This is a genomic window from Methylobrevis albus, from assembly GCF_015904235.1.
Lineage (GTDB): Bacteria > Pseudomonadota > Alphaproteobacteria > Rhizobiales > Pleomorphomonadaceae > Methylobrevis_A > Methylobrevis_A albus.
The window spans coordinates 389,867-410,759 of record NZ_JADZLT010000040.1 but is presented as its reverse complement, the minus strand read 5'-3'; the positions used below and the strand labels follow the sequence as shown (position 1 = coordinate 410,759).

The 20,893-nt window shown below is 70.0% G+C and carries 21 protein-coding genes; 6 read left to right on the top strand and 15 right to left on the bottom strand.

What is annotated here, in order from left to right; genetic code table 11:
- Positions 1 to 77: 77 nt before the first annotated feature.
- The 6 genes from I5731_RS03980 to coxB all read right to left on the bottom strand — a co-directional run bounded on the left by I5731_RS03980 (position 78) and on the right by coxB (position 5,613).
- Complete coding sequence (locus tag I5731_RS03980) at positions 78 to 944, bottom strand: cytochrome c oxidase subunit 3 (protein ID WP_197310057.1); 867 nt, start codon at positions 942 to 944, stop codon at positions 78 to 80.
- A gap of 173 nt (positions 945 to 1,117) precedes the next feature.
- On the bottom strand, positions 1,118 to 1,723 hold the full coding sequence (locus I5731_RS03975) for a cytochrome c oxidase assembly protein (protein WP_197310056.1): 606 nt from the start codon (positions 1,721 to 1,723) through the stop codon (positions 1,118 to 1,120).
- Positions 1,724 to 1,760: 37 nt separating this feature from the next.
- Complete coding sequence (locus tag I5731_RS03970) at positions 1,761 to 1,916, bottom strand: hypothetical protein (protein ID WP_197310170.1); 156 nt, start codon at positions 1,914 to 1,916, stop codon at positions 1,761 to 1,763.
- 8 nt (positions 1,917 to 1,924) lie between these two features.
- Positions 1,925 to 2,869 (bottom strand): heme o synthase, encoded by a 945-nt coding sequence (locus I5731_RS03965; protein ID WP_197310055.1) that lies wholly within the window; start codon positions 2,867 to 2,869, stop codon positions 1,925 to 1,927.
- A 192-nt stretch (positions 2,870 to 3,061) separates the two neighbouring features.
- Positions 3,062 to 4,666, bottom strand: coding sequence for a cytochrome c oxidase subunit I (ctaD, locus tag I5731_RS03960; protein ID WP_197310054.1), 1,605 nt, complete (start codon positions 4,664 to 4,666; stop codon positions 3,062 to 3,064).
- A gap of 80 nt (positions 4,667 to 4,746) precedes the next feature.
- Positions 4,747 to 5,613, bottom strand: coding sequence for a cytochrome c oxidase subunit II (gene coxB / locus I5731_RS03955; RefSeq protein ID WP_407941811.1), 867 nt, complete (start codon positions 5,611 to 5,613; stop codon positions 4,747 to 4,749).
- Between the two features lie 504 nt (positions 5,614 to 6,117).
- On the opposite strand from coxB, the gene I5731_RS03950 reads away from it, so the two are divergent.
- From I5731_RS03950 to I5731_RS03930, 5 genes are all read left to right on the top strand, one after another.
- Positions 6,118 to 6,639 carry an invasion associated locus B family protein gene (locus I5731_RS03950; RefSeq protein ID WP_197310053.1) on the top strand — a complete coding sequence of 174 codons (522 nt, stop codon included), beginning with the start codon at positions 6,118 to 6,120 and terminating at the stop codon, positions 6,637 to 6,639.
- Positions 6,640 to 6,659: 20 nt separating this feature from the next.
- Positions 6,660 to 7,271, top strand: a complete 612-nt coding sequence (locus tag I5731_RS03945; protein WP_197310052.1) for a pyridoxamine 5'-phosphate oxidase family protein — start codon at positions 6,660 to 6,662, stop codon at positions 7,269 to 7,271.
- Positions 7,272 to 7,362: 91 nt separating this feature from the next.
- Positions 7,363 to 8,790, top strand: a complete 1,428-nt coding sequence (tldD, locus tag I5731_RS03940) for a metalloprotease TldD (RefSeq protein ID WP_197310051.1) — start codon at positions 7,363 to 7,365, stop codon at positions 8,788 to 8,790.
- A gap of 143 nt (positions 8,791 to 8,933) precedes the next feature.
- Positions 8,934 to 10,721: a monovalent cation:proton antiporter-2 (CPA2) family protein gene (locus I5731_RS03935; RefSeq protein WP_197310050.1), complete on the top strand. Its 1,788-nt coding sequence runs from the start codon at positions 8,934 to 8,936 to the stop codon at positions 10,719 to 10,721.
- Positions 10,722 to 10,866: 145 nt separating this feature from the next.
- Complete coding sequence (locus I5731_RS03930; RefSeq protein WP_197310049.1) at positions 10,867 to 11,091, top strand: DUF2093 domain-containing protein; 225 nt, start codon at positions 10,867 to 10,869, stop codon at positions 11,089 to 11,091.
- Positions 11,092 to 11,095: 4 nt separating this feature from the next.
- Here the strand turns inward: I5731_RS03930 and lpxK are convergent, their stop codons facing one another.
- The 7 genes from lpxK to I5731_RS03895 all read right to left on the bottom strand — a co-directional run bounded on the left by lpxK (position 11,096) and on the right by I5731_RS03895 (position 18,510).
- Entirely contained in the window at positions 11,096 to 12,088 is a 993-nt protein-coding gene (gene lpxK / locus I5731_RS03925; protein ID WP_197310048.1) for a tetraacyldisaccharide 4'-kinase, read from the bottom strand.
- Between the two features lie 2 nt (positions 12,089 to 12,090).
- Positions 12,091 to 13,401 (bottom strand): 3-deoxy-D-manno-octulosonic acid transferase, encoded by a 1,311-nt coding sequence (locus tag I5731_RS03920; RefSeq protein ID WP_197310047.1) that lies wholly within the window; start codon positions 13,399 to 13,401, stop codon positions 12,091 to 12,093.
- A 1-nt stretch (position 13,402) separates the two neighbouring features.
- Positions 13,403 to 14,113, bottom strand: coding sequence for a lysophospholipid acyltransferase family protein (locus I5731_RS03915; protein ID WP_235981503.1), 711 nt, complete (start codon positions 14,111 to 14,113; stop codon positions 13,403 to 13,405).
- Positions 14,114 to 14,122: 9 nt separating this feature from the next.
- Entirely contained in the window at positions 14,123 to 15,940 is a 1,818-nt protein-coding gene (locus I5731_RS03910; RefSeq protein WP_197310046.1) for an ABC transporter ATP-binding protein, read from the bottom strand.
- 115 nt (positions 15,941 to 16,055) lie between these two features.
- Positions 16,056 to 16,292 carry a DUF4170 domain-containing protein gene (locus tag I5731_RS03905; RefSeq protein ID WP_197310045.1) on the bottom strand — a complete coding sequence of 79 codons (237 nt, stop codon included), beginning with the start codon at positions 16,290 to 16,292 and terminating at the stop codon, positions 16,056 to 16,058.
- 36 nt (positions 16,293 to 16,328) lie between these two features.
- Positions 16,329 to 17,180, bottom strand: coding sequence for a 3'(2'),5'-bisphosphate nucleotidase CysQ (locus I5731_RS03900; protein WP_235981502.1), 852 nt, complete (start codon positions 17,178 to 17,180; stop codon positions 16,329 to 16,331).
- On the bottom strand, positions 17,167 to 18,510 hold the full coding sequence (locus I5731_RS03895; RefSeq protein ID WP_197310043.1) for a TldD/PmbA family protein: 1,344 nt from the start codon (positions 18,508 to 18,510) through the stop codon (positions 17,167 to 17,169). The genes I5731_RS03900 and I5731_RS03895 overlap by 14 nt, the downstream gene beginning before the upstream one ends.
- Before the next feature lie 335 nt (positions 18,511 to 18,845).
- Here I5731_RS03895 and I5731_RS03890 point away from each other — a divergent pair, with 335 nt between their 5' ends.
- Positions 18,846 to 19,391: a DUF6101 family protein gene (locus I5731_RS03890; protein WP_197310042.1), complete on the top strand. Its 546-nt coding sequence runs from the start codon at positions 18,846 to 18,848 to the stop codon at positions 19,389 to 19,391.
- Positions 19,392 to 19,409: 18 nt separating this feature from the next.
- Here I5731_RS03890 and I5731_RS03885 read toward each other — a convergent pair whose 3' ends face one another.
- Positions 19,410 to 19,826, bottom strand: coding sequence for an OsmC family protein (locus tag I5731_RS03885; RefSeq protein ID WP_197310041.1), 417 nt, complete (start codon positions 19,824 to 19,826; stop codon positions 19,410 to 19,412).
- A 71-nt stretch (positions 19,827 to 19,897) separates the two neighbouring features.
- Complete coding sequence (ubiA, locus tag I5731_RS03880) at positions 19,898 to 20,869, bottom strand: 4-hydroxybenzoate octaprenyltransferase (protein WP_197310040.1); 972 nt, start codon at positions 20,867 to 20,869, stop codon at positions 19,898 to 19,900.
- Positions 20,870 to 20,893: the final 24 nt, after the last annotated feature.

Genomic DNA, 20,893 nt, shown 5'->3' with positions numbered 1-20,893 from the left:
GGAAGGCCCGGCCATCGGTTAGGATGGCCGGGCCTTCCAGGAAACCCGGCGGCCGGGACGGCCGCCATGTCGCCGGATCAGTGCGACGGGCCGGCGCCCCAGACGTAGATCGCGGCGAACAGGAACAGCCACACCACGTCGACGAAGTGCCAGTACCAGGCCGCGGCCTCGAAGCCGAAGTGCTGCTTCGGCGTGAAGTGCCCCTTCAGCGCCCGGAGCAGGCAGATGAACAGGAAGATCGTGCCGACGATGACGTGGAAGCCGTGGAAGCCGGTCGCCATGTAGAAGGTGGCGCCGTAGATATTGCCGCCGAACTCGAACGCGGCATGGCTGTATTCCACCGCCTGCACGTAGGAGAACAGCAGGCCGAGCGCCACGGTCAGCGCGAGGCCGGCGACCAGGCCCTTGCGATCGTTGTGCAGCAGCGCGTGATGCGCCCAGGTGACCGTCGTGCCCGAGGTCAGCAGGATGATGGTGTTGAACAGCGGCAGGTGCCACGGGTCGAACGTTTCGACGCCGGCCGGCGGCCAGACGCCGCCGGTGTGCTCGGCGCGCAGCACCTGGTGCGCCTCGTTCGGATACAGGCTGACGTCGAAATAGGCCCAGAACCAGGCGACGAAGAACATCACCTCGGAGGCGATGAACAGGATCATGCCGTAGCGCAGGTGCAGCGACACGACGCGCGTATGGAAGCCGGCATGGGCCTCCTTGATGGTGTCGCGCCACCAGACGAACATCGTGTAGAGCACGATGATGAGGCCGACGAAGAACAGCCACGGCGTCGCGAGATTGATCCCGAACAGGATCAGGTCGCTACCGGAGTTCCACTTCATCAGGCCGATCGCGCCGATCGCCATGATGAAGGCGCCGAGCGACGCGAGCGCCGGCCAGGGGCTCGGGTCGACGAGATGGTATTCGTGATCGGTCTGGTGTGCGCCTGCCATGCGTCCTGCTCCCCCGTATCGGGCCGCTCCCTGCCGGCATGCCGGCGGCGGTCCACGGAATCAAGTCCAACCTTTCGAAACTGCCGGGCAAAGATCCGCGCCGGCGGCCTCGACGTTCCTTCAGTGCGGGCCGAAGCCCGTTGTCCCCCACGCGGCCGTCGGCCGCGCCGACCTCAGAGCGGCTTCGCCGTCTCGCTGCCGGTCGCCGCCGCGAGCGGCGCAACCGTCCCCGCCACCGGATAGAAAGTATAGGATAGCGTGATCGTCCGGATCGATGCGGCATCCACGTCGTCGAGCATCGCCGGATCGACGTAGAAGGTCACGCCCATTTCCAGCTCCTCGCCCGGCTGCAGCGTCTGCTCGGTGAAGCAGAAGCAGGCGATCTTGGAAAAATAGGCCCCGGCCTGCGGCGGCGTCACGTTGAACGTCGCCGACGCGGTCGTCGGCACGTCGGCGGTGTTGCGCGCCTTGTAGAAGACGGTCTGCATCTCGCCGAGCTTCAGCGTGATCTGGCGCTGGTCGGGCGCGAAGGCCCACGGCAGCTTGCGGCCGACATTGGCGTCGAACCGCACCGTGACCGGCACGTCGACCACGGTGCCCGACGGTGCCTCGGCGCGCTGGGTGGTGCCGCCGTAGCCGGTGACCTGGCAGAACAGCTGGTAGAGCGGCACCGCCGCATAGGCGGCGCCGACCATCGCCCCGACGAAGGCGACGCAGGCGAGTGCGACCGCGACATTGCGCGGCGCCGTCCTGTTCATCTCGTCGTCCCGCTCCTGCATGCCCTGCCCTCGTCTCTTCCCGTCGGTCTTCGGCCGCTCAGAGCGGCCGGTTCATCACGTTGATGCCGAGTTTCACGACCGTCACCAGATAGAACAGCACGACGAGGCCGAACAGCGTGACGGCGATCGCAATGTTGCGGCCGCGGCGCCGGCGCTTCTGCTCCGGCGTGAGCTCGATCGAATCGTCTTCCATGACCTGCCTCATGCGAACACCTGGATCGCCATTGCCGTCAGCCGCTCGAACAGCAGCACGGCGAACAGCGCGAAGAGATGGAAGATCGAAAACAGGAACAGCCGCATCGACGCCTTGCGGGCGCGCGGCCCGTCGCCGGCGCGCAGGATGTCGACCGCGAGCGCGACGAAGATCAGGCCGAGCACCAGCGCGGCGACACCATAGGCCGCCCCCCCGAAACCGATCCACCACGGCGCGAGGCCGAGCGGCAGCAGCACCAGCGAGTAGAGCACGATCTGCCGCCGCGTCGACGGCGCACCCGCGACCACCGGCATCATCGGAATGCCGGCCCGGGCGTAATCGTCCGACTTCACCAGCGCCAGCGCCCAGAAGTGCGGCGGCGTCCAGAAGAAGATGATGAGGAACAGCACGAGGCTCTCGAGCGACACCGAGCCCGTCACCGCGGCCCAGCCGATCATCGGCGGGAAGGCGCCGGCGGCGCCGCCGATCACGATGTTCTGCGGCGTCGAGCGCTTCAGCCACATCGTGTAGATCACGGCATAGAAGAAGATCGTGAAGGCGAGCAGCCCCGCGGCGAACCAGTCGACGGCGACGCCGAGCGTGAAGACGGAGAGGAACGACAGCACCAGGCCGAACGACAGCGCCTCGCCGGGCTCGATCCGCCCCGACGGCACCGGCCGGCCCGCGGTGCGCAGCATCACGCGGTCGATGTCCGCGTCGTACCACATGTTGAGGGCGCCCGAGGCGCCGGCGCCGACCGCGATGGCGAGCAGCGCCACCGCCCCGATCAGCGGATGGATGCTGCCCGGCGCCAGCACCATGCCGACGAGCGCGGTGAAGATCACCAGCGACATCACGCGCGGCTTCAGGAGCTCGAAGAAGTCCGGAACGGAAGCACCGCCGCTCCAGTCGCTCGTGGCGACGGATGCGGAGCGCTCGTCGACCAGTGACATGGCACCCTACCCAGAAACGGATGCCGGCGGAGACGCCTGGCATCGATCAAGTCACAGCGGGGAGAAGATCACCCCCGCACGGTCCGGCCCGATCAGCGGGGCCGTGTCCCGCAAGCGAGAGGGCCCGCCGTGGGCGGACCCCTTGTCGTCACCCCGGCGCCGGGCCGCGACGGCCCGGCGGGGGATTTGCGATCAGTGCACGTCGCCCTTGATGCGCGGCAGCTTCTCGAACTGGTGGAACGGCGGCGGCGAGGACAGCGTCCACTCCAGCGTCGTGGCACCCGCGCCCCAGGGGTTGTCCCCGGCGATGCGCTTCTTCGCGAAGGCCTCGATCACGGAGTAGATGAAGATCACCACGCCGAAGGCCGAGATGTAGGAGCCGATCGACGAGACGAAGTTCCAGCCGGCATAGGCGTCCGGATAGTCGACGTAGCGGCGCGGCATGCCGGCGAGGCCGAGGAAGTGCTGCGGGAAGAACACGAGGTTCACGCCGATGAAGGTGACCCAGAAGTGCAGCTTGCCGAGCGTCTCGTTGTACATGTACCCGAACATCTTCGGGAACCAGTAGTACCAGGCCGCGAAGATGGCGAACACGGCGCCGAGCGACAGCACGTAGTGGAAGTGGGCCACCACGTAGTAGGTGTCGTGCAACGCGCGGTCGAGGCCGGCGTTGGCGAGCTGGACGCCCGTGACGCCGCCGACGGTGAACAGGAAGATGAAGCCGATCGCCCAGATCATCGGGGTGCGGAAGTCGATCGAGCCGCCCCACATCGTCGCGATCCAGGAGAAGATCTTCACGCCCGTCGGCACCGCGATGACCATGGTCGCCGCGACGAAGTAGGCCTGCGTGTCGACGCTGAGGCCGACGGTGTACATGTGGTGCGCCCACACGATGAAGCCGACCGCGCCGATCGCCACCATGGCGTAGGCCATGCCGAGGTAGCCGAACACCGGCTTCTTCGAGAAGGTCGAGATGATGTGGCTGATGATGCCGAAGCCCGGCAGGATCAGGATGTACACCTCGGGGTGGCCGAAGAACCAGAACAGGTGCTGGAACAGGATCGGGTCGCCGCCGCCTTCGGGGGTGAAGAAGGTGGTGCCGAAGTTGCGGTCGGTCAGCAGCATGGTGATCGCGCCGGCGAGAACCGGCAGCGACAACAGCAGCAGGAACGCCGTGATCAGCACCGACCAAGCGAACAGCGGCATCTTGTGCAGCGTCATGCCCGGGGCGCGCATGTTGAAGATGGTGGTGATGAAGTTGACCGCGCCGAGGATCGACGAGGCACCCGCGACGTGCAGCGACAGGATCGCGAAATCCATCGCCGGGCCCGGCTGGCCGGTCGTCGAATAGGGCGGATAGATCGTCCAGCCACCCGAGACGCCGTTCGAGCCCGGAGCGCCTTCGACAAACATCGACAGCACCAGCAGGATCAGCGCCGGCGGCAGCAGCCAGAACGAAATGTTGTTCATGCGCGGGAACGCCATGTCCGGCGCGCCGATCATGATCGGGACGAAGTAGTTGGCGTAGCCGCCGATCATCGCCGGCATGACCATGAAGAAGATCATGATCAGCGCGTGGGCGGTGGTGAACATGTTGAAGACGTTCGGATCCGAGAAGATTTGCATCCCCGGTTCCTGCAGCTCCATGCGCATGCCGACGGAGAGTGCTCCGCCGATGATCCCCGCGATGATCGCGAAGATCAGGTACATCACGCCGATGTCCTTGTGGTTGGTCGAGTAGACGTAGCGCCGCCATCCGGTCGGATGGGCGTGTGCCGCTGCATGCGCGGTGGCCATTCGCGAGGCTCCTCTTTCCCCTGCGGATCACCGGCCTTGCGGCGCACGGTGCCCGGTCGTCTGCATTTCGGTGGCGACGCTCAGCGCTGGGCGAGCTGGTCGGTGGCGGTGTCTTCGCGGGTCAGCTCCGCGAGCAGTTCCTTGGCGGCGTCGATGTCGTCCTTCGCGGCGGTCGCCCACTGCGCGAACTGCTCGTCGGTCACCGCGTGGATCTCGATCGGCATGAAGGCATGGCGCTGGCCGCAGAGTTCGGAGCACTGGCCGAAGTAGACGCCGGGGGCGTCGGCGCGGAACCAGGTCTCGTTCAGGCGTCCGGGCAGCGCGTCGATCTTGACGCCGAAGGCCGGCATCGCGAACGAGTGGATCACGTCGGCGGCGGTCACCTGCAGGCGGACGGTCTTGCCGACCGGCACGACCACCGGATAGTCGGTCGCGAGCAGGCGCGGCTGCCGCACCGGATCGGTGATGTCGGCCTCTTCGACCATGTAGGCGTCGAAGGCGATGCCGTCGTTGTCCGGATACTCGTAGCCCCAGTACCACTGGTAGCCGGTGACCTTCACGGTCATGTCGGCTTCCGGGATGACGAGCTGCTTGTAGAGCAGGCGGAACGACGGGATGGCGATCACGAGCAGGATCAGCACCGGCGCGATCGTCCACACGATCTCGATCATCGTGTTGTGCGAGGTGCGCGACGGGACCGGGTTGTTCTTCTCGTTGAAGCGCACGCAGATGTAGACGAGCAATCCGAGCACGAACAGCGTGATGACCGTCACGATCCAGAAGGTGAAGGATTCGAACCAGACGATGTCCGCCATCACTTCGGTCGCGGCCGGTTGCAGGCTGGCCTGCCACGGGGTCGGCTGTGCCGCGGCAGCGGCGGTGGCGCTGCCGGCGAAGGCCGCCGCGGCGGCGACCAGTCCCTTCAGGCGTTCAACGGTTGTCGTCACGTCCACAGCTCCCCTCAACAATGCCCATCTGGCCGTCGGCGCCGGCCCGGGGGCCGCGATGCACGATGCCGTCTGGCAAATCTGCCCAACTCGTCCGTCGATGCGGCGCCTGCACGAAGGCCGGCTGGTGCGCCGGGTCGGTTCGTGGACGGCCGCTTCGCTATGTCGATCAGTATGGACAATTCGTCCAGCGCAGACCGACGACGCATGTTTGGTATCGTTCAAACCTTTCGGGACAAAAAGCACAAGGCCCCAAACGTCGCAATGGCAGAAGCGGGCGGAAATTGCGGCGGATTTGCGCGCGCGGCTTCTGGTCGCCCGCAGCGCGGCCTTTGGCAAAGGCCGCGGCGCAGTATAGGTTTTGCCTGAGGAACGGGTTCGGCGATTCGTCGGCGCGCGCCACTTCCTGCGCCGCTACGCAATCCTACGGATTCGGGCGCCTGAAGAGCTTCGGCAGGGCACGGCGGCGACGGCCGCCACGCCGGACAGCACGTGGAAAACCAGATGCAGCCTTTTCAGACCTCCACTGCCCTGCGGCGCACCGTCGCGGCCGCCGTGCTTCTCGTCGCGGCGCTCAGCCCGGCGGGGGCGAGGGCGCAGGGCGAGGTGAAGACCACTTTCGAAGACTGGCAGATCCGCTGTGACCAGCCGCCCGGCGCGCGCGAGGAACAGTGTGCGCTGATCCAGAACGTCACCGCCGAGGACCGCGACAACGTCGGCCTGTCGGTGATCGTCGTGAAGACCGCCGACAAGCAGGCCCGCATCCTGCGCGTGCTCGCGCCGCTCGGCGTGCTGCTGCCCTCCGGCCTCGGCCTTCGCATCGACGACAAGGACATCGGCCGCGCCGGCTTCGTGCGCTGCCTCGCCAACGGCTGCTTCGCCGAGGTGGTGATGGAGGCCGACCTGATCCGGCAGATGGAGAACGGCGGCGCCGCCACCTTCATCATCTTCCAGACGCCCGAGGAAGGCATCGGCATCCCGATCTCCCTCAACGGCTTCCGCGAGGGCGTCGCCGCCCTGCCCTGACGCGGCGCGAGGAGATTCACATGGCCCGCATTTCCGACGAGGCGTCGCTGCGCGCGCTCTATGGCCAGCCCGGCGAGCGGTCGCTGAAGAAGCAGCTCGACCGGCTCGACGTGCACTGCCGCAACTTCATCGCCCTTTCTCCCTTCGTCGTCCTCTCGACCACGGGCGGCGACGGCCTGCCGGACATCACCCCGCGCGGCGACGCGCCGGGCTTCATCGCCGTGCTCGACGACAAGACGCTGCTCTTGCCCGACCGGCTCGGCAACAACCGGCTCGACAACCTCGCCAACGTCTTCGCCAATCCCGGCGTCGGCCTGCTCTTCCTGGTTCCGGGCATCGACGAGACGCTGCGCGTGCACGGCACCGCCGAGATCCGCGACGATGCCGAGTTGCTCGCCCGCTGCGTGGCCGACGGCAAGCCGCCGAAGACCGTGCTCGTCGTCACCGTGGTCGAGGCCTACTACCAGTGCGCCAAGGCGCTGATGCGCTCGCATCTCTGGGATCCCGCCACCCGGATCGACCGCGCGAGCTTCCCCTCGCTCGGCCAGATCCTCAAAGACCAGATCGCCGGCAACACCCTGTGCGAGACCCAGGAAGAGATGGTGGAGCGCTACCGGGAAACGCTCTACTGACGTCGGCGACCGCATCGGGCCGGCGCCGCGGGTGCAATCGCCGCGGCGTTGCCTTATCTACCGGGTTCATCCCGCAGCCGAAGGCGCCCGCATGTCCGACCGTCCCGCCGACCTCTTCGCATCCACCGGCCTCGATCCGGAGGCGGCGCGCGCGATCCTCGCCGAGGCGCTGACCGGCGCCGACGACGGCGAGCTCTACCTCGAATATTCGCACTCCGAGATCCTCGCCTTCGACAACGGCCGCCTGAAGACGGCGAGCTACGACACCAGCCAGGGGTTCGGCCTTCGCGCCGTCGCCGGCGAGGCGGTCGGCTATGCCCATGCCGACGACATCTCGGAAGCGGCGCTGAAGCGGGCGGGCGCCGCGGTCTCGGCGGTCTCCAAAGGCCGCTCCGGCGTGCTGGCGGCGGCGCCCGCCGACACCAACCGCCGGCTCTACGGCGACGTCGACCCGCTGGAAGGCCCGGCCTTCGGCGACAAGACCGCACTGCTCGCCGAGATCGACGCTCACGCCCGCGCTCTCGACCCGCGTGTCCGCCAGGTGACGGCCTCGCTGGCCGGCTCCTGGAAGCTCGTCGAGATCCTGCGCGCCGACGGCCGCCGCGTCCGCGACGTCCGGCCGCTGGTCCGCCTCAACGTCTCCGTCGTGGTCGGCGATGGCGACCGGCAGGAGTCGGGCAGCTACGGCGAAGGCGGCCGGCTCGGCTACGAGACCTTCATCACGCCGGAGCGTTGGCAGCACGCCGTCGCCGAGGCGCTGCGCCAGGCCCTCGTCAACCTCGACGCCCGCCCCGCCCCCGCCGGCACCTTCGACGTGGTGCTCGGTCCCGGCTGGCCCGGCGTGCTGCTGCACGAGGCCGTCGGCCACGGGCTCGAGGGCGACTTCAACCGCAAGAAGACCTCCGCCTTCTCCGGCCTGATGGGCGAGATGGTCGCCTCCGACGTCGTCACCATCGTCGACGACGGCACGCTGCCGGATCTCCGCGGCTCGATCTCGGTCGACGACGAGGGCACGCCTTCGAACTCGACCACGCTGATCGAGAACGGCCGCCTCGTCGGCTACATGCAGGACCGTCAGAACGCCCGGCTGATGGGGGTCGCCCCGACCGGCAACGGCCGGCGTCAGTCCTATGCCCATGTGCCGATGCCGCGGATGACCAACACCTACATGTTGTCGGGCAGCAGCGACCCGGCCGAAATCCTCGCCTCGGTGAAAGACGGCATCTACGCGGTCGGCATGGGCGGCGGCCAGGTCGACATCGTCTCGGGCAAGTACGTCTTCAACCTCACCGAGGCCTACCGGATCGAGAACGGCAAGGTCGCCTACCCGATCAAGGGCGCGATGCTGATCGGCAACGGCCCCGATTCGATGCGGCGCGTGCGCATGGTCGGCAACGACCTCGCCCTCGACCGCGGCATCGGCACCTGCGGCAAGTCCGGCCAGGGCGTGCCGGTCGGCGTCGGCCAGCCGTCCATGCGCATCGACGCGATGACCGTCGGCGGCACTGATCGCGGCTGATTGCCGGCATTTGTCGAAATTCAGCGGAATTGGCTTGGCCGCGCCGCAAGAATGCCTCGTAATGGCAGTTCCTTGCGGTGGCGACCGCTTCGCCCGAAGCCCTCGCCGCCCCCTCCGCTGAAACACCGTTCGCCCGGACCAGAATGGCCGTCGCCGCCGCGTTCACCTTTGCAGAGCCACTCGCCTATCTCGCGGCGGCGGTCGTCGCCGTGCCGCTGTTCAAGCGGCTCGGCCTCGGCTCCGTCATCGGCTACCTCGCCGCCGGCGTCGCGATCGGCCCGGCCGGCCTTGCCCTCGTCGCCGACGACGAACGCGTGCTGCACGTCGCCGAACTCGGCGTGGTGCTGCTGCTGTTCCTGATCGGGCTCGAACTGCAGCCCTCGCGGCTCTGGTCGATGCGACGCGACATCTTCGGCCTCGGCACGCTGCAGGTCGTCGCCTCGACGGCGGCGCTGGCGGGCATGTTCGCGCTGTCGGGCTTCGATGCCCGCATCGCCACCGTCGCCGGCGCCGGCCTCGCGCTCTCCTCGACCGCCTTTGCGATGCAGATCCTGCAGGAGCGCGGCCACTCCACCCTGCCGTTCGGCCGGCGCGCCTTCTCGATCCTGCTCTTGCAGGACATGGCGATCGTGCCGCTGCTGACCCTCGTCTCCCTGCTCGCGGCGCGCGGCGGCGAGCAGCCGCAGAGCCTCGGCGAGGCCGCGACCGAGGTCGCCGCCGTCGCCGGCGCGGTCGCGCTCGTCGTCTTCACCGGGCGCTTCCTGCTCAATCCGGTGTTCCGCATTCTCGCCGGGGCGCATGCCCGCGAGATCATGACGGCCGCCGGGCTGCTCGTGGTGCTGGGCGCGGCGGGGGTGATGCAGTCGGTCGGCATCTCGATGGCGCTCGGCGCCTTCCTCGCCGGGGTGCTCTTGTCGGAATCGAACTTCCGCCACACCCTGGAGGCCGATCTCGAACCGTTCCGCGGCCTGCTGCTCGGCCTCTTCTTCATGAGCGTCGGCATGACGCTCAATATCGCGGTGCTGATCGATTCCTGGCACATCGTGCTCGGCTTCGCCCTCGCCACCCTCGCCATCAAGGGCCTGATCCTCTACGGCGCCTCGCGCCTTTTTGGGTCCGGCAACGCCGATGCGCTGCTGATTTCCGCGACGCTGCCACAGGGCGGCGAGTTCGCCTTCGTGCTGTTTGCCGCCGCCGTGGCCGGTGGCCTGTTCACCCAGCAGCTCGCCAGCATCCTGTCGGCGGTGGTGATCGTGACCATGGCGCTGACCCCCGTGATCACCGCCGCCTTCGACCGGGTGATCGCCGAGCTGCGCGAACGCGGCGTCGCCGCCACCGCCTTCGAGAGCTTCGAGGAGACCCGCGCCAACGTGCTGATCATCGGCTTCGGCCGCTTCGGCCGCATGGTGGCGCAGATGCTGGAGGCCGAGGGCATCGGCATCACCGCGATCGACAACTCGCCGCAGCGCATCCGCGAGGCGGCGAAGATCGGCGTCAAGGTCTACTACGGCGACGCCACCCGCGCCGACGTGCTGCGCGCGGCGGGTGCGGGCGAGGCCCGGCTGATCGCGCTGTGCATGGAATCGCAGCCGACGATGCGCAAGTCGATCGAGATCATCCGCGCCGACTTCCCCGGCGCCCGCCTGTTCTGCCGCGCCCGCGACCGGCTGCACGCCGCCGAGCTGATCCGCACCGGCGTCGAGTTCCAGATCCGCGAGACGGTGGAATCCGGCCTCGTCTTCGGCCGCCACGCCCTGCTCGAGCTCGGCATCCCCGCCGAGCGCGTCCGCGAGGTCGAGGAGCACGTCCGCCGCCTCGACCTCGAGCGTCTCGCGCTCGAGGCGCAGGGCGACACCGAGGGCAGCCTCGAACTGCTGCACATGCCGGCACCGCCCTCGCGCTCCTCCCGCGGCAGCGACGAGGCGGCGTAAGTGCCTCGTTTCGGCCGCCGCACGGTGACGTGAGGCGACGCGCGCTTGAACGGGCGCGATTCTCGCCTATTAATCGGCCGGAGCAGATGCCCGGGCAGCCCCGGGCGGGCGGGCATGAGCAGGCGCACGGCCGCGAGGATCTTTGATGAACCGGATCGATTTTCCAGGCCGTGGCGGCGAGGCCGTCGTCGAGTACCTCGACGGCGACTACCGCGTCGTCAAGAGCGGCTCCTTCGTGCGCTGCGCGATCACCGGCCAGAGCATCCTGCTGCCGCACGACCTGAAGTACTGGAGCGTCGCCCGGCAGGAGGCCTACGTCGACGCCGCCGCCTCGCTGGAAGCCGAACGCCGCGCCACCGGACGGCGCTGATCCGTTAGGCCACCGGCGGGAGCAGCGCCGCCACGGCGTCCGGTGCATCGAACACCAGATCGACGGCGAGCACCGCCGACGCGTCCCTGAGACCTCCCCGCGCGCCGTCCGCCCCGGCGAGCCGCGCGAGATCCTTCTCCGTCGTCACCAGATCGAGCCCCTCGGCCGCAGCATCCGCGAGCAGCCGCGCCGCGTCCGCTTCGCCGTAGGGACGGTGATCCGCGAAGGCTTCCGTGCGCCGCACGTCGAGCCCCTCGCGGCGGAGCTGGTCGAAGAATTTTTCCGGGCGGCCGATGCCGGCGAAGGCGAGCAGCGGACGGCCGCGCAGCGCCTCCGGCGCCCGCGCCACCAGCCGCGCCCCGAACACCGGCACGCCCTCGGCCTGCGCCAGCGCCGCCACCGCCGCCCCGTCCGCCGATGCCGCGCCGACCAGCACCAGCGCGTCGGCATGGGCGAGTTGCACGCCGAGCGGCGCCCGGAGCGGCCCGGCGGGCATCACGCGCCCGTTGCCGACCCCCTGCCCCGCATCGACCACGACCAGCGACAGCGTCTTCTCGATCGCCGGGTTCTGGAAGCCGTCGTCCATGACGACGAGGCTCGGCTTCAGCTGTCCCAGCAACGGCAGGGCGCCGGCGCGGTCGCGCGCGACCACGGTGGGCGCGGCCCGCGCCAGCAGCAGCGCCTCGTCGCCAACCTCCGCCGGTCCATGCTCCGCGCCGACCAGCACCGGCCCGGCGAGCCGGCCGCCGTAGCCGCGCGTCAGAAACACCGGCCGATGGCCGCGTGCGGCCGCCAGCGCCGCGACGCTGAGCGCGGTCGGCGTCTTGCCGGCGCCGCCGACCACGAAATTGCCGATGCAGACCACCGGCACCGGCGCCACCGCACCGCCGCGCCGCATCCGCCGCGCCGCGACCGTGCCCCAGACCGTGGCCACGGGCGCCAGCAGCGCCGCGGCAAGGCCGGGCGGACGCCACCAGAAGGCCGGCGCCGACGGCATCCTCAGCGCCTTGACGCAAGCCGCGCCGCCACCACCAGTGGATCGACCAGCGGGTCGATCGCGGCCTGGGTGCGGGCGAGCGAACCGGCGAAGCTCGCGACCACGCGGGCCGCCGCGTCGGTCTGGCGCTTGCGGATCACCGCGTTGCGGATCAGCCGCTCGGCGACGTCGTAGAGGTCGGTGGCGTCGCGCACCCGCGCCACGGCGTCGGCCTCGGTCAGCGCGGCGAAGATCTGCTCGAAGTTCTTGACGTGTGGCCCCGCGACGATCGCGGTGCCGGTCTTGCCCGGCTCGATCGGATTGTGCCCGCCGACTTTCGGGCTGAAGGTGCCGCCGATCAGGGCGACGGTGGCGAGGCGGTAGAGGGTGCCGAGTTCGCCGACGGTGTCGGCGATGTAGACCGGCACCTCCGGCTGCGGCAGCGCCCCGGTCGAGCGGCGCTGCGACGCGAGGCCCGCGGCCTCGGCGAGCCCGGCGATCTCGCCCGCCCGCACCGGATGGCGCGGCGCGATCATCAGCAGGAGGTCCGGCAGCGACGGACGCATGCGGACGAAGGCGTCGATCACGATCTGGTCTTCGCCGGGATGGGTGCTGGCGGCGAGCAGCATCGGCCGGCCGGCGAGCGCCGCCTTCAGCGCCGCGGCGGCGGCGGGCGGCGCCTCCGGCACCACGGCGTCGAACTTGATGTTGCCGACGTTGGTCACCCGCGGCGCGCCGAGCGCCCGGAATCGCTCGCCGTCCACCGCCGACTGCGCGAGGCAGTGCCGGATACGGCCGAACACCGCCTGCGCCACCCGCGGCCAGCGCTGCCAGCCGCGGAACGACCGCTCCGACATTCGTGCATTGCACACGACCAGCGGCACGTTGCGCGCGGCGAGTTCATAGATCGTCGCCGGCCAGATCTCCGATTCGACGAAGATCGCCAGCTGCGGATTCCAGGCGTCGAGGAAGCGCCGCACGTAGGGCAGCACGTCGAGCGGCACGAACTGGTGCACCGCCCCGGGCGGCAGCCGCCCCGCGACGAGCTGCGCCGAGGTCAGCGTCACCGTCGTCAGCACCACGGCAAGGCCCGTCGCCGCGATCCGGTAAATGAGCGGCATCACCGCGATCGTCTCGCCGACGCTCGCCGCATGCACCCAGACCGTCGGCGCCGCCGAGGCCGGCAGGCTCGGCTCGCCGAAGCGTTCGCGCCAGCGCTCGGCGTGCTCCTTGCCGCGGCGGCGGCGCACGGCGACGAGGCCGTGCGCCAGCGGCCGCGCGAGCCCCGTCGCATGCGCGTATGCGGCAATCAGATGGTCGGCGCCGTCCTGCATGTCAGTTCGCCTGCGTCGTGCCGTCGACGATGGCGTAGGCCTTCGCCGTCGCCGCGTCGAGGCTCGCGGTCAGCCGGCGCCGCAGCGCCTCGATCGCCATGTCAGAACTGTCCTTCGGCACCAGGATCGGTTCGCCGCAGACGATGGCGGCGCGGCTGAACGGCAGGTTGACCGAGGCGCTGTCCCAGCTCGAAACGTCGAGGCGCCGGCTGGAGGCATAGGCGAGCGGCAGGATCGGCCGCCCCGAATGCTGCGCGAGCAGGATGATCCCGCGCCCGGCCTGCTTCGCCGGTCCCCGCGGCACGTCCGCCGTCAATGCCATCGAAATCCCCTCGCCCAGCGCCGACAGCATCTCGAGGAACCCGGCCGCGCCGCCCTTGCGGCGCACGTCCTTGCTGCGGTGCGCTCCGGACGCACGGACCGTGCCGAGGCCGAGCCGGCTGATGGCGATCGCGTTCACTTCCGCGTCAGCGTGCCGGGCGAGCAGCACGGCGAAGGGCATCTCGGGCGGGCGCACCAGCGGCACCATCAGGTGCTGGCCGTGCCACAGCGCGACGATCACCGGCTTGTTCGGCACCGCGAAGTCGCGGATCAGCGGATCCTGGTGCACGATGCGGCTGGTGCGGTGGACGAGCTTCAGATAGCCGGCGAGCGTGCGGCCGAGCACCCGCTGGACGGTGGGTGAGCGCAGCAGCCGGCGGCCGAGATCCATGGCATGCCCTCAGTTCGCCGCCGGCTCGCCGCCGGCGAGCTGGGTGCGGTGCAGACGGTCGTACAGCCCGCCGGCGGCGACGAGGCTGTCGTGCGTCCCCGTCTCGACGATGCGGCCGCGGTCGAAGACGAGGATCATGTCGGCGCGCTTCACCGTCGACAGCCGGTGCGCGATCATCAGCACGGTCCGCCCCTCGAACATGGTGTCGAGCGTCTCCTGCACCTTCGCCTCCGAGGTCGCGTCGAGCGCGCTGGTCGGCTCGTCGAGCAGCAGGATCGGCGCGCCGCGCAGCATGGCGCGGGCAAAGGCGATCCGCTGCTTCTGCCCGCCGGAAAGCAGGCCCCCCGCTTCGCCGACACGCGTCGCATAGCCCTGGGGCAGCGGGGTGATGAATTCCTCAGCGTTCGCCGCCTGCGCGGCCGCCACCACCGCCGCGTCGTCGGCCTCCGGGGCACCGTAGGCGATGTTGGCGCGGATGGTGTCGTCGAACAGCACCGGGTCCTGGGTGAGCAGCGCCGAGGCGCGGCGGACGCTGCTGATCGTCGCCGTGCGCACGTCCTGGCCGTCGATGGTGATGCGGCCGGAATCCGGATCGTAGAAGCGCAGCACGAGGTTGAGGAAGGTCGACTTGCCCGAGCCCGAGGGCCCGACCAGCGCCACCTTGCACCCTGCCGGGATGTCGATGGTGACACCGTCGATCACCGGCCGGCCGGGCTCGTAGGCGAACACGACGTCCTCGAAGCGGATGTTGCCGGCGGAAACCGCCAGCGGCCGGGCGCCGGCCACCTCGGTGATCCGCGCCGGCTCGTCGAGGATCGAGAACACGCGCCGCGCCGCGATCAGGCCCTCGAGCAGCACGTTCTGCAGCGAGGCGAGCGCCTTCAGCGGCTGGTACACCAGCAGCGCCGCGGCCATGAAGCCCATGAACTCGCCGAGCGTCAGGTTGCCGTAGATGCCCTGCCAGCCGCCGTAGAAGATCGCCGCGGCGAAGCCGATGCCCGACAGGCCCTCCGTGACGGGGCCGCTCACCGCCCGCGACTTCGCGGTCTGCAGGATCGCCGCGAGCGTGCGGTCGATCACGGTGCCCGCGCGCGCCGCCTCCGCCGCTTCCTGGCCGTAGGCCTTGACGACGCGGATGCCGGTCAGGGTCTGCGAGACCAGCGAGGAGAGATCGCCGGCGCCGCGCAGCGTCCGGTGCACCGACGAGCGCATCTGCTTGCGCTGCCGCCCGATCAGCACCACGGCGAGCGGCACCGCCGCCAGCACGATCAGCCCCAGCACCGGGTCCATCACCAGCATGGCGACGGCGAGCGCGATCGACTGCAGCAGGTTCTTGGCGATCGAGGTCAGCGTCTGCGCGGCGGCGTTGTTGACGATCTGGGTGTCGTTGGCGAACACCGAGACGAAGGCGGCCGAATGGGTGCGCTGCAGGAAGCCGAGGTCGGCGGAAACGAGCTTTTCGAACAGCAGCTTGCGGAGGTCGGAGACGATACCGTTGCCGATCGAGGCTTCCGTCAGGCGGCCGAAATATTCGGCAAACGAGCGCAGCGCCATCACGGCGATGATGACGCCGGGCAGCGTCCACAGCACCGCCGTTTCCTTGCCGATGAAGATGCGGTCGGCGGCGATCTGCAGCAGGAACGGCAGCGCGCCGGTCGTGACCGCGACGAAGGCCATTGCCACCATCGCCACGGCGAGCTGCTTCCAGCGCGGCGCGACGTGGTTGCGCGCGATGCGGCGAATGATCGGCCAGCCATCGCCGCCGTCGGCCATCTCCTGCCAGGCCGCGCGCGGCGCGCCGTCCTGACGGGTGTCGGTCACCACCATGCCAAGCTTCGTCCTGTTGGGTCGGCCGGCATGTCCGGAAAGACGGCCGCTCACGCGCGTCGGTCTAGCGCAGAAGCGGCCGCCGCGTCACCTCAAAGATCGCGCCGGCGCGGGCTCAGGCGGCGTTGGGCTCGAGCAGCCGGTGCAGGTGCACGATGAAGTAGCGCGTCTGGGCGCTGTCCACCGTCGCCTGCGCCTTCGCCCGCCACGCGTCGAAGGCGGCGGCGTAGTTCGGGTAGATGCCGACGATGTCGAGCTGCGACAGGTCGGCGAAGGTGACGCCGTCGAGCGACGTCAGTTCGCCGCCGAACACGAGGTGGAGCAGTTGCTTGTCGGAAGGCGTCTGGCTCATCGGTCGGTCTATCCCCTCGGGATGCGGATGGAAGGATCAGTGGGCGCGCGGGGCGCGGTCGCCCGACGACTCGTGGCTTTCCGCCTCGCGCCGCACAAGCGGCCAAATCAACGCAGCGACCGCCGGCGGCGCGGCGATCAGCGCGGGCTGCACGGGCTTCGGCCGATTGTAGCCGAGTTCCTCGCCGTCGGAACCGATCAGCCGGCCCCCCGCCTCGGCGAGGATGAGGTCGGCCGCGGCGAGATCCCAGTCGTGCGAGTTCTTGCGCGCCACGGCAAGATCGAGCGCGCCGTCGGCGACGAGCGCGACACGCAGCGCGAGCGAGGCGATGTAGCCCGCCTCCACCATCTGCTCGCCCATCGCCGCGACATGGGCGCGGATCTTGTGCAGCATCACCGGCGGCCCGGCGATCGTGGCCCCCGCCAGCGTCTCGCGCGCCGTCACCTGGATCAGCCGGCCGTTCCTGCGCGCCCCGCCGCCGAGGCTCGCGGTATAGAGCGCGCCCGTGACCGGCCGGTAGAGCGCGCCCGCCACGGGACGGCCGTCCTCGACCACCGCGATGGAGATCGTCCACTCGTCGCTGCCGGCGAGGAAGCCGCGCGTGCCGTCGATCGGATCGACCACGAAGACGCGGCGGCGGCCGAGCCGCTCGGCGTCGTCCTCGGTCTCCTCGGAGAGCCAGCCGTAATCCGGCCGCGCCGTGCGCAGCCGCTCGAACAGGAACTTGTCGACGGCGAGGTCGGCGGCGCTGACCGGCGAGTTGTTGCTCTTGCTCCAGACCTCGGGATCGCGGCCGAAGAACTCGAGCGCCAACGCCCCGCCCGCCCGCGCCGCGGCGGCGACGAGCTCGAGGTCGTCGATCGCGCTGGTCGCCTCAGCTGCCGGCAATGGTGAGGCCCTCGATGGCGAGCGTCGGCGCGACATGCGCGGTGCGGAAGACGAGGTCGTTCGCCGGCACCACCCGCGCGAACATGTCGACGAGGTTGCCGGCGACGGTGACTTCCGACACCGGCCAGGCGATCTCGCCGTTCTCGATCCAGAAGCCCGAGGCGCCGCGGCTGTAATCGCCGGTGATGCCGTTGACGCCGTGGCCGATGAACTCGGTGACGTAGAAGCCGGTGCCGACGTCGCGGATCAGTTCGGCCGGCGATACGGAGCCCGGGTGCAGCAAGAGGTTGGTCGACGACGGCGACGGCGAGCCGGTGCCACGCGCGGCGCGGCCGTTGCTGGCGAGGCCGAGTTCGCGCGCCGTGGCGCTGTCGAGCAGCCAGGTGGTGAGAATTCCGTCGTCGACGATGTCGATCGGCGCCCCGGCGATGCCTTCGCCGTCGAAGGGGCGCGAGCCGGGGCCGCGCGGCCGGCGCGGATCGTCGGTGATGCGGATGCCCGGCGCGAACACGCGCTGGCCGAGCTTTTCTTTCAGGAAGCTGGTGCGCCGCGCGATCGACGCGCCGTTGATCGCGCCCGCCAACGCCCCGAGCAGCCCGGAGGCGACGCGCGGATCGAACACCACGGTCGCCGTGCAGGTCGCGACGCGGCGGCTGCCGAGCCGGCGCACGGCCCGCTCGCCGGCGCTGCGGCCGATGGCGTCGGCACCCTCGAGGTCGGCGCGGTGGTTGCGGCCCGAGGCGTCCCAGTCGCGCTCCATCGCCGTGCCCTCGCCGGCGATCACCGAAACCGAGCGGCCGTGGCGCGACACCCGGTAGCCGCCCGAGAAGCCGCCGGAGGTGGCGAGCGCGACGCCGGCCCAGCTCCAGTAGGCGCTGGCGCCGCCGGAGTTGGCGACGCCGGGCACGGCGAGCGCCGCCGCCTCGGTGGCGGCCGCATCCGCGCGCAGGGCCTCGGCGTCGATCTGGACGCCGTCGAAGAGATCGAGGTCGGCCGGGGCGGTCGCAAACAGCGAGGGGTCGGCGAGGCCGGCGTAGGGATCGCTCGGCGCCACCTTCGCCATCGCCACGGCCCGTTCCGCGATGCGGTCGAGCCCGGCGAGGGTGTTGGCCGACACATGGGCGCTGCGGTCGCCGATGAAGACGCGCAGGCCGAAGTCGTCGCCCTCCGAGCGCGTCGAATCCTCGAGCGCGCCGAGGCGGACGTCGACCGACTGCGAGAAGCCCCGCACCGCGACGGCGTCGGCAGCGTCGGCGCCGGCGGCGAGCGCCGCGGTGACGAGACGTTGCGCCTGGGCTTCCAGTGCGCCGACGTCGAGAAGTTCGTCCATATCCGTTCCCAGATGCCGCGGGCGTCGCGGCGGTTCCGGCCCTGCGGGAATGCGCCGGCGCCAGCCTCATCGTGTCAGAGCGCTTCTAAAGCATTTCACGGCAAAGCGGAACTCGCCTGCACCGCGCCGAGGCTAGAGCCGGATCCCGGGCGAGCAGCCCGGTGACGTTCTGCTAACCCTCTCAGAGATCAGAGAAATTTAACGACGATCCTTAAGCCGATCGTGGGGGAGGCACCGCTAGGGTGTTGTTGTCACGAACGGATCTTCGGGCGCCAGACCCAGAGCAACGGATCCTTCGGACACTGCTGACAGGCGAGAGACGAAGAGAGATGACGATGACGGGAGCCGCAACTGCCTACGCCGTGCGCGCCCAGCGCCTCGATCCCCAGGCCCTGCCCGCCCGGTTCACGATGCCGGCGGGCGGCAGCGACGCGGCGGTCTACCTCGACCGGCGCGGCGTCGTGGTGAAGCGCCGGCTGTCCGGTCTGCCGCTGACGCTGTCCCTGCCGATTTCGGCTTTCGAGGGCATTTCGGTGCGCATCGAGCCGGAAGGCGTGGACGGCCTCGTCGCCCACGTGGAACTGACCCACCGCGACCCAGACCTGACCCTGCCGCTGATGGTGACGCGCGACATGGAAGAGGCCGCGCTCGACTGGGAAAGCTGGTCGAGCATCCTCGGCCTGCCGATGCTGCTCACCGAGACCGACGGCCAGAACCGCGTGGTCGGCGGTGAGGCCAAGGTGCGGATCGAGGCGCCCAAGCCGCGCCGCCGCCGCGCCGCCCTGCAGAACCGCCGCCCGCGCTTCCTCGCCCGGCGCAAGCCCGGCCATTCGCGGCCGATGCCCGTCATCGAGGGCACCGAGATCATCGCCCGCAACTGAAACCGGGCGCCGCCGGCCTTAACCCGGCGCGCCCGCCGAAAGAATCGCGACCGGAACGCCGCGCCGCAACGAATTTGAGACCATGCAACTCGCCCGGGCGCGGTCGATCACCGGCTCCGGGTCCGACCCGTCCGCCAGGCTGCAGTCGACCGTCATCGTGGCGGCGGTCGCGAGCAGCGGCTCGCCGCCGAGTTCGACGTTCACCGTGACGGCCAGCGCCGTGATCTCCAGCCCCATCGCCTCGGCGACATAGCGCAGGTCGTTGCAGAAGCAGCCGCCGATGGTCAGCGCCAGCAGCTGGGCCCCATTGAACCCGAGGCCAAGACCACCCGCCCTGCCCTCCGGCCGGTCGACGACGATCGTATGGGCGCCGGCCCAGCCGACGGCCGCGGCCGTTCCGGCGACATTGCGAAGTTCGACGGTCACGACGGTCATCCCGGTCCCCGCTGCATCAGACCCATCATCGCGATGATGCCATCTCTGATGGCGCCTGCCGAGCGGTCTCGTCAGGGCGCGGCCGGCGCCATCGCCGCCGCGATCAGCCCGTCGGCGACGAGGCCGGCGAAGAAGATCCAGCCGGCCTGCGTGTTGGACTTGAACAGCTTCAGGCACAGCGCGCCGTCGGTATGGTCGAAGCGCGCGATCTGCCAGGCGAGGTGCATCGCAAAGCCGGCGAGGCCGACCCAGGCTAAGACACCTGCCCCCGCCGAATAGAGCGCGATCGCGAACGCCAGCGTCGTCGCGATGTAGCAGCCGCCGATGAAGGGTGCCGACTTGTCGCCATAGGTGAGCGCCGTCGAACCGAGCCCGATCATCGCGTCGTCCTCGCGGTCCTGATGCGCATAGAGCGTGTCGTAGCCGACCGTCCACGCGACGCAGCCGGCGTAGAGGATCCAGGCCGCGATATCGACCTGCCCCGCCACCGCCGACCAGCCGACCAGCGCGCCCCAGGAGAAGGCGAGGCCGAGCACGATCTGCGGGTGGCCGGTGATTCGCTTCATGAACGGATAGATCGCCACCACGCCGACCGAGGCGAGGCCGAGGCCGATCGTGAAAAGATTGAACTGCAGCAGCACGGCGAGCCCGACCAGCGCCTGCAGCGCCATGAACACCAGCGCCTGCCGCACGCTGACCCTTCCTGCCGGAATCGGCCGCGAGCGCGTCCGCGCCACCTGCGCGTCGATGTCCCGGTCGGTGATGTCGTTCCAGGTGCAGCCCGCCCCGCGCATCACCACCGCCCCGACGAAGAACAGCGCGAGGTGCCAGAGGTCCGGACCCGGCCGCCCGGCGGCGATCGCAACCAGCGCCGCCGCCCACCAGCACGGCCACATCAGCAGCCACCAGCCGATCGGCCGATCGAACCGCGCGAGCTGGGCATAGGGCCTAAGTGCCTGTGGCAGCAGCCGATCCACCCAGTTTCCCGGCGCTGCGTCGGCAACGGAGCCGGTCGGAGCATCTCGGCGCGGCAACTCGGACATGCTGGCTTCCTCTCGCGTCTTCGG

Bases quoted from the DNA above. Each gene is read 5' to 3' on its own strand.
- I5731_RS03910 (WP_197310046.1), bottom strand. From the start codon at position 15,940: ATGGTGGTGACCGACACCCGTCAGGACGGCGCGCCGCGCGCGGCCTGG.
- I5731_RS03980 (WP_197310057.1), bottom strand. From the start codon at position 944: ATGGCAGGCGCACACCAGACCGATCACGAATACCATCTCGTCGACCCG.
- I5731_RS03930 (WP_197310049.1), top strand. From the start codon at position 10,867: ATGAACCGGATCGATTTTCCAGGCCGTGGCGGCGAGGCCGTCGTCGAG.
- I5731_RS03965 (WP_197310055.1), bottom strand. From the start codon at position 2,869: ATGTCACTGGTCGACGAGCGCTCCGCATCCGTCGCCACGAGCGACTGG.
- ubiA (WP_197310040.1), bottom strand. From the start codon at position 20,869: ATGTCCGAGTTGCCGCGCCGAGATGCTCCGACCGGCTCCGTTGCCGAC.
- lpxK (WP_197310048.1), bottom strand. From the start codon at position 12,088: ATGCCGTCGGCGCCGGCCTTCTGGTGGCGTCCGCCCGGCCTTGCCGCG.
- I5731_RS03950 (WP_197310053.1), top strand. From the start codon at position 6,118: ATGCAGCCTTTTCAGACCTCCACTGCCCTGCGGCGCACCGTCGCGGCC.
- ctaD (WP_197310054.1), bottom strand. From the start codon at position 4,666: ATGGCCACCGCGCATGCAGCGGCACACGCCCATCCGACCGGATGGCGG.
- I5731_RS03920 (WP_197310047.1), bottom strand. From the start codon at position 13,401: ATGCAGGACGGCGCCGACCATCTGATTGCCGCATACGCGCATGCGACG.
- I5731_RS03890 (WP_197310042.1), top strand. From the start codon at position 18,846: ATGACGGGAGCCGCAACTGCCTACGCCGTGCGCGCCCAGCGCCTCGAT.
- I5731_RS03975 (WP_197310056.1), bottom strand. From the start codon at position 1,723: ATGCAGGAGCGGGACGACGAGATGAACAGGACGGCGCCGCGCAATGTC.
- I5731_RS03935 (WP_197310050.1), top strand. From the start codon at position 8,934: ATGGCCGTCGCCGCCGCGTTCACCTTTGCAGAGCCACTCGCCTATCTC.
- I5731_RS03915 (WP_235981503.1), bottom strand. From the start codon at position 14,113: ATGGATCTCGGCCGCCGGCTGCTGCGCTCACCCACCGTCCAGCGGGTG.
- tldD (WP_197310051.1), top strand. From the start codon at position 7,363: ATGTCCGACCGTCCCGCCGACCTCTTCGCATCCACCGGCCTCGATCCG.
- I5731_RS03945 (WP_197310052.1), top strand. From the start codon at position 6,660: ATGGCCCGCATTTCCGACGAGGCGTCGCTGCGCGCGCTCTATGGCCAG.
- I5731_RS03885 (WP_197310041.1), bottom strand. From the start codon at position 19,826: ATGACCGTCGTGACCGTCGAACTTCGCAATGTCGCCGGAACGGCCGCG.
- I5731_RS03895 (WP_197310043.1), bottom strand. From the start codon at position 18,510: ATGGACGAACTTCTCGACGTCGGCGCACTGGAAGCCCAGGCGCAACGT.
- I5731_RS03970 (WP_197310170.1), bottom strand. From the start codon at position 1,916: ATGGAAGACGATTCGATCGAGCTCACGCCGGAGCAGAAGCGCCGGCGC.
- I5731_RS03905 (WP_197310045.1), bottom strand. From the start codon at position 16,292: ATGAGCCAGACGCCTTCCGACAAGCAACTGCTCCACCTCGTGTTCGGC.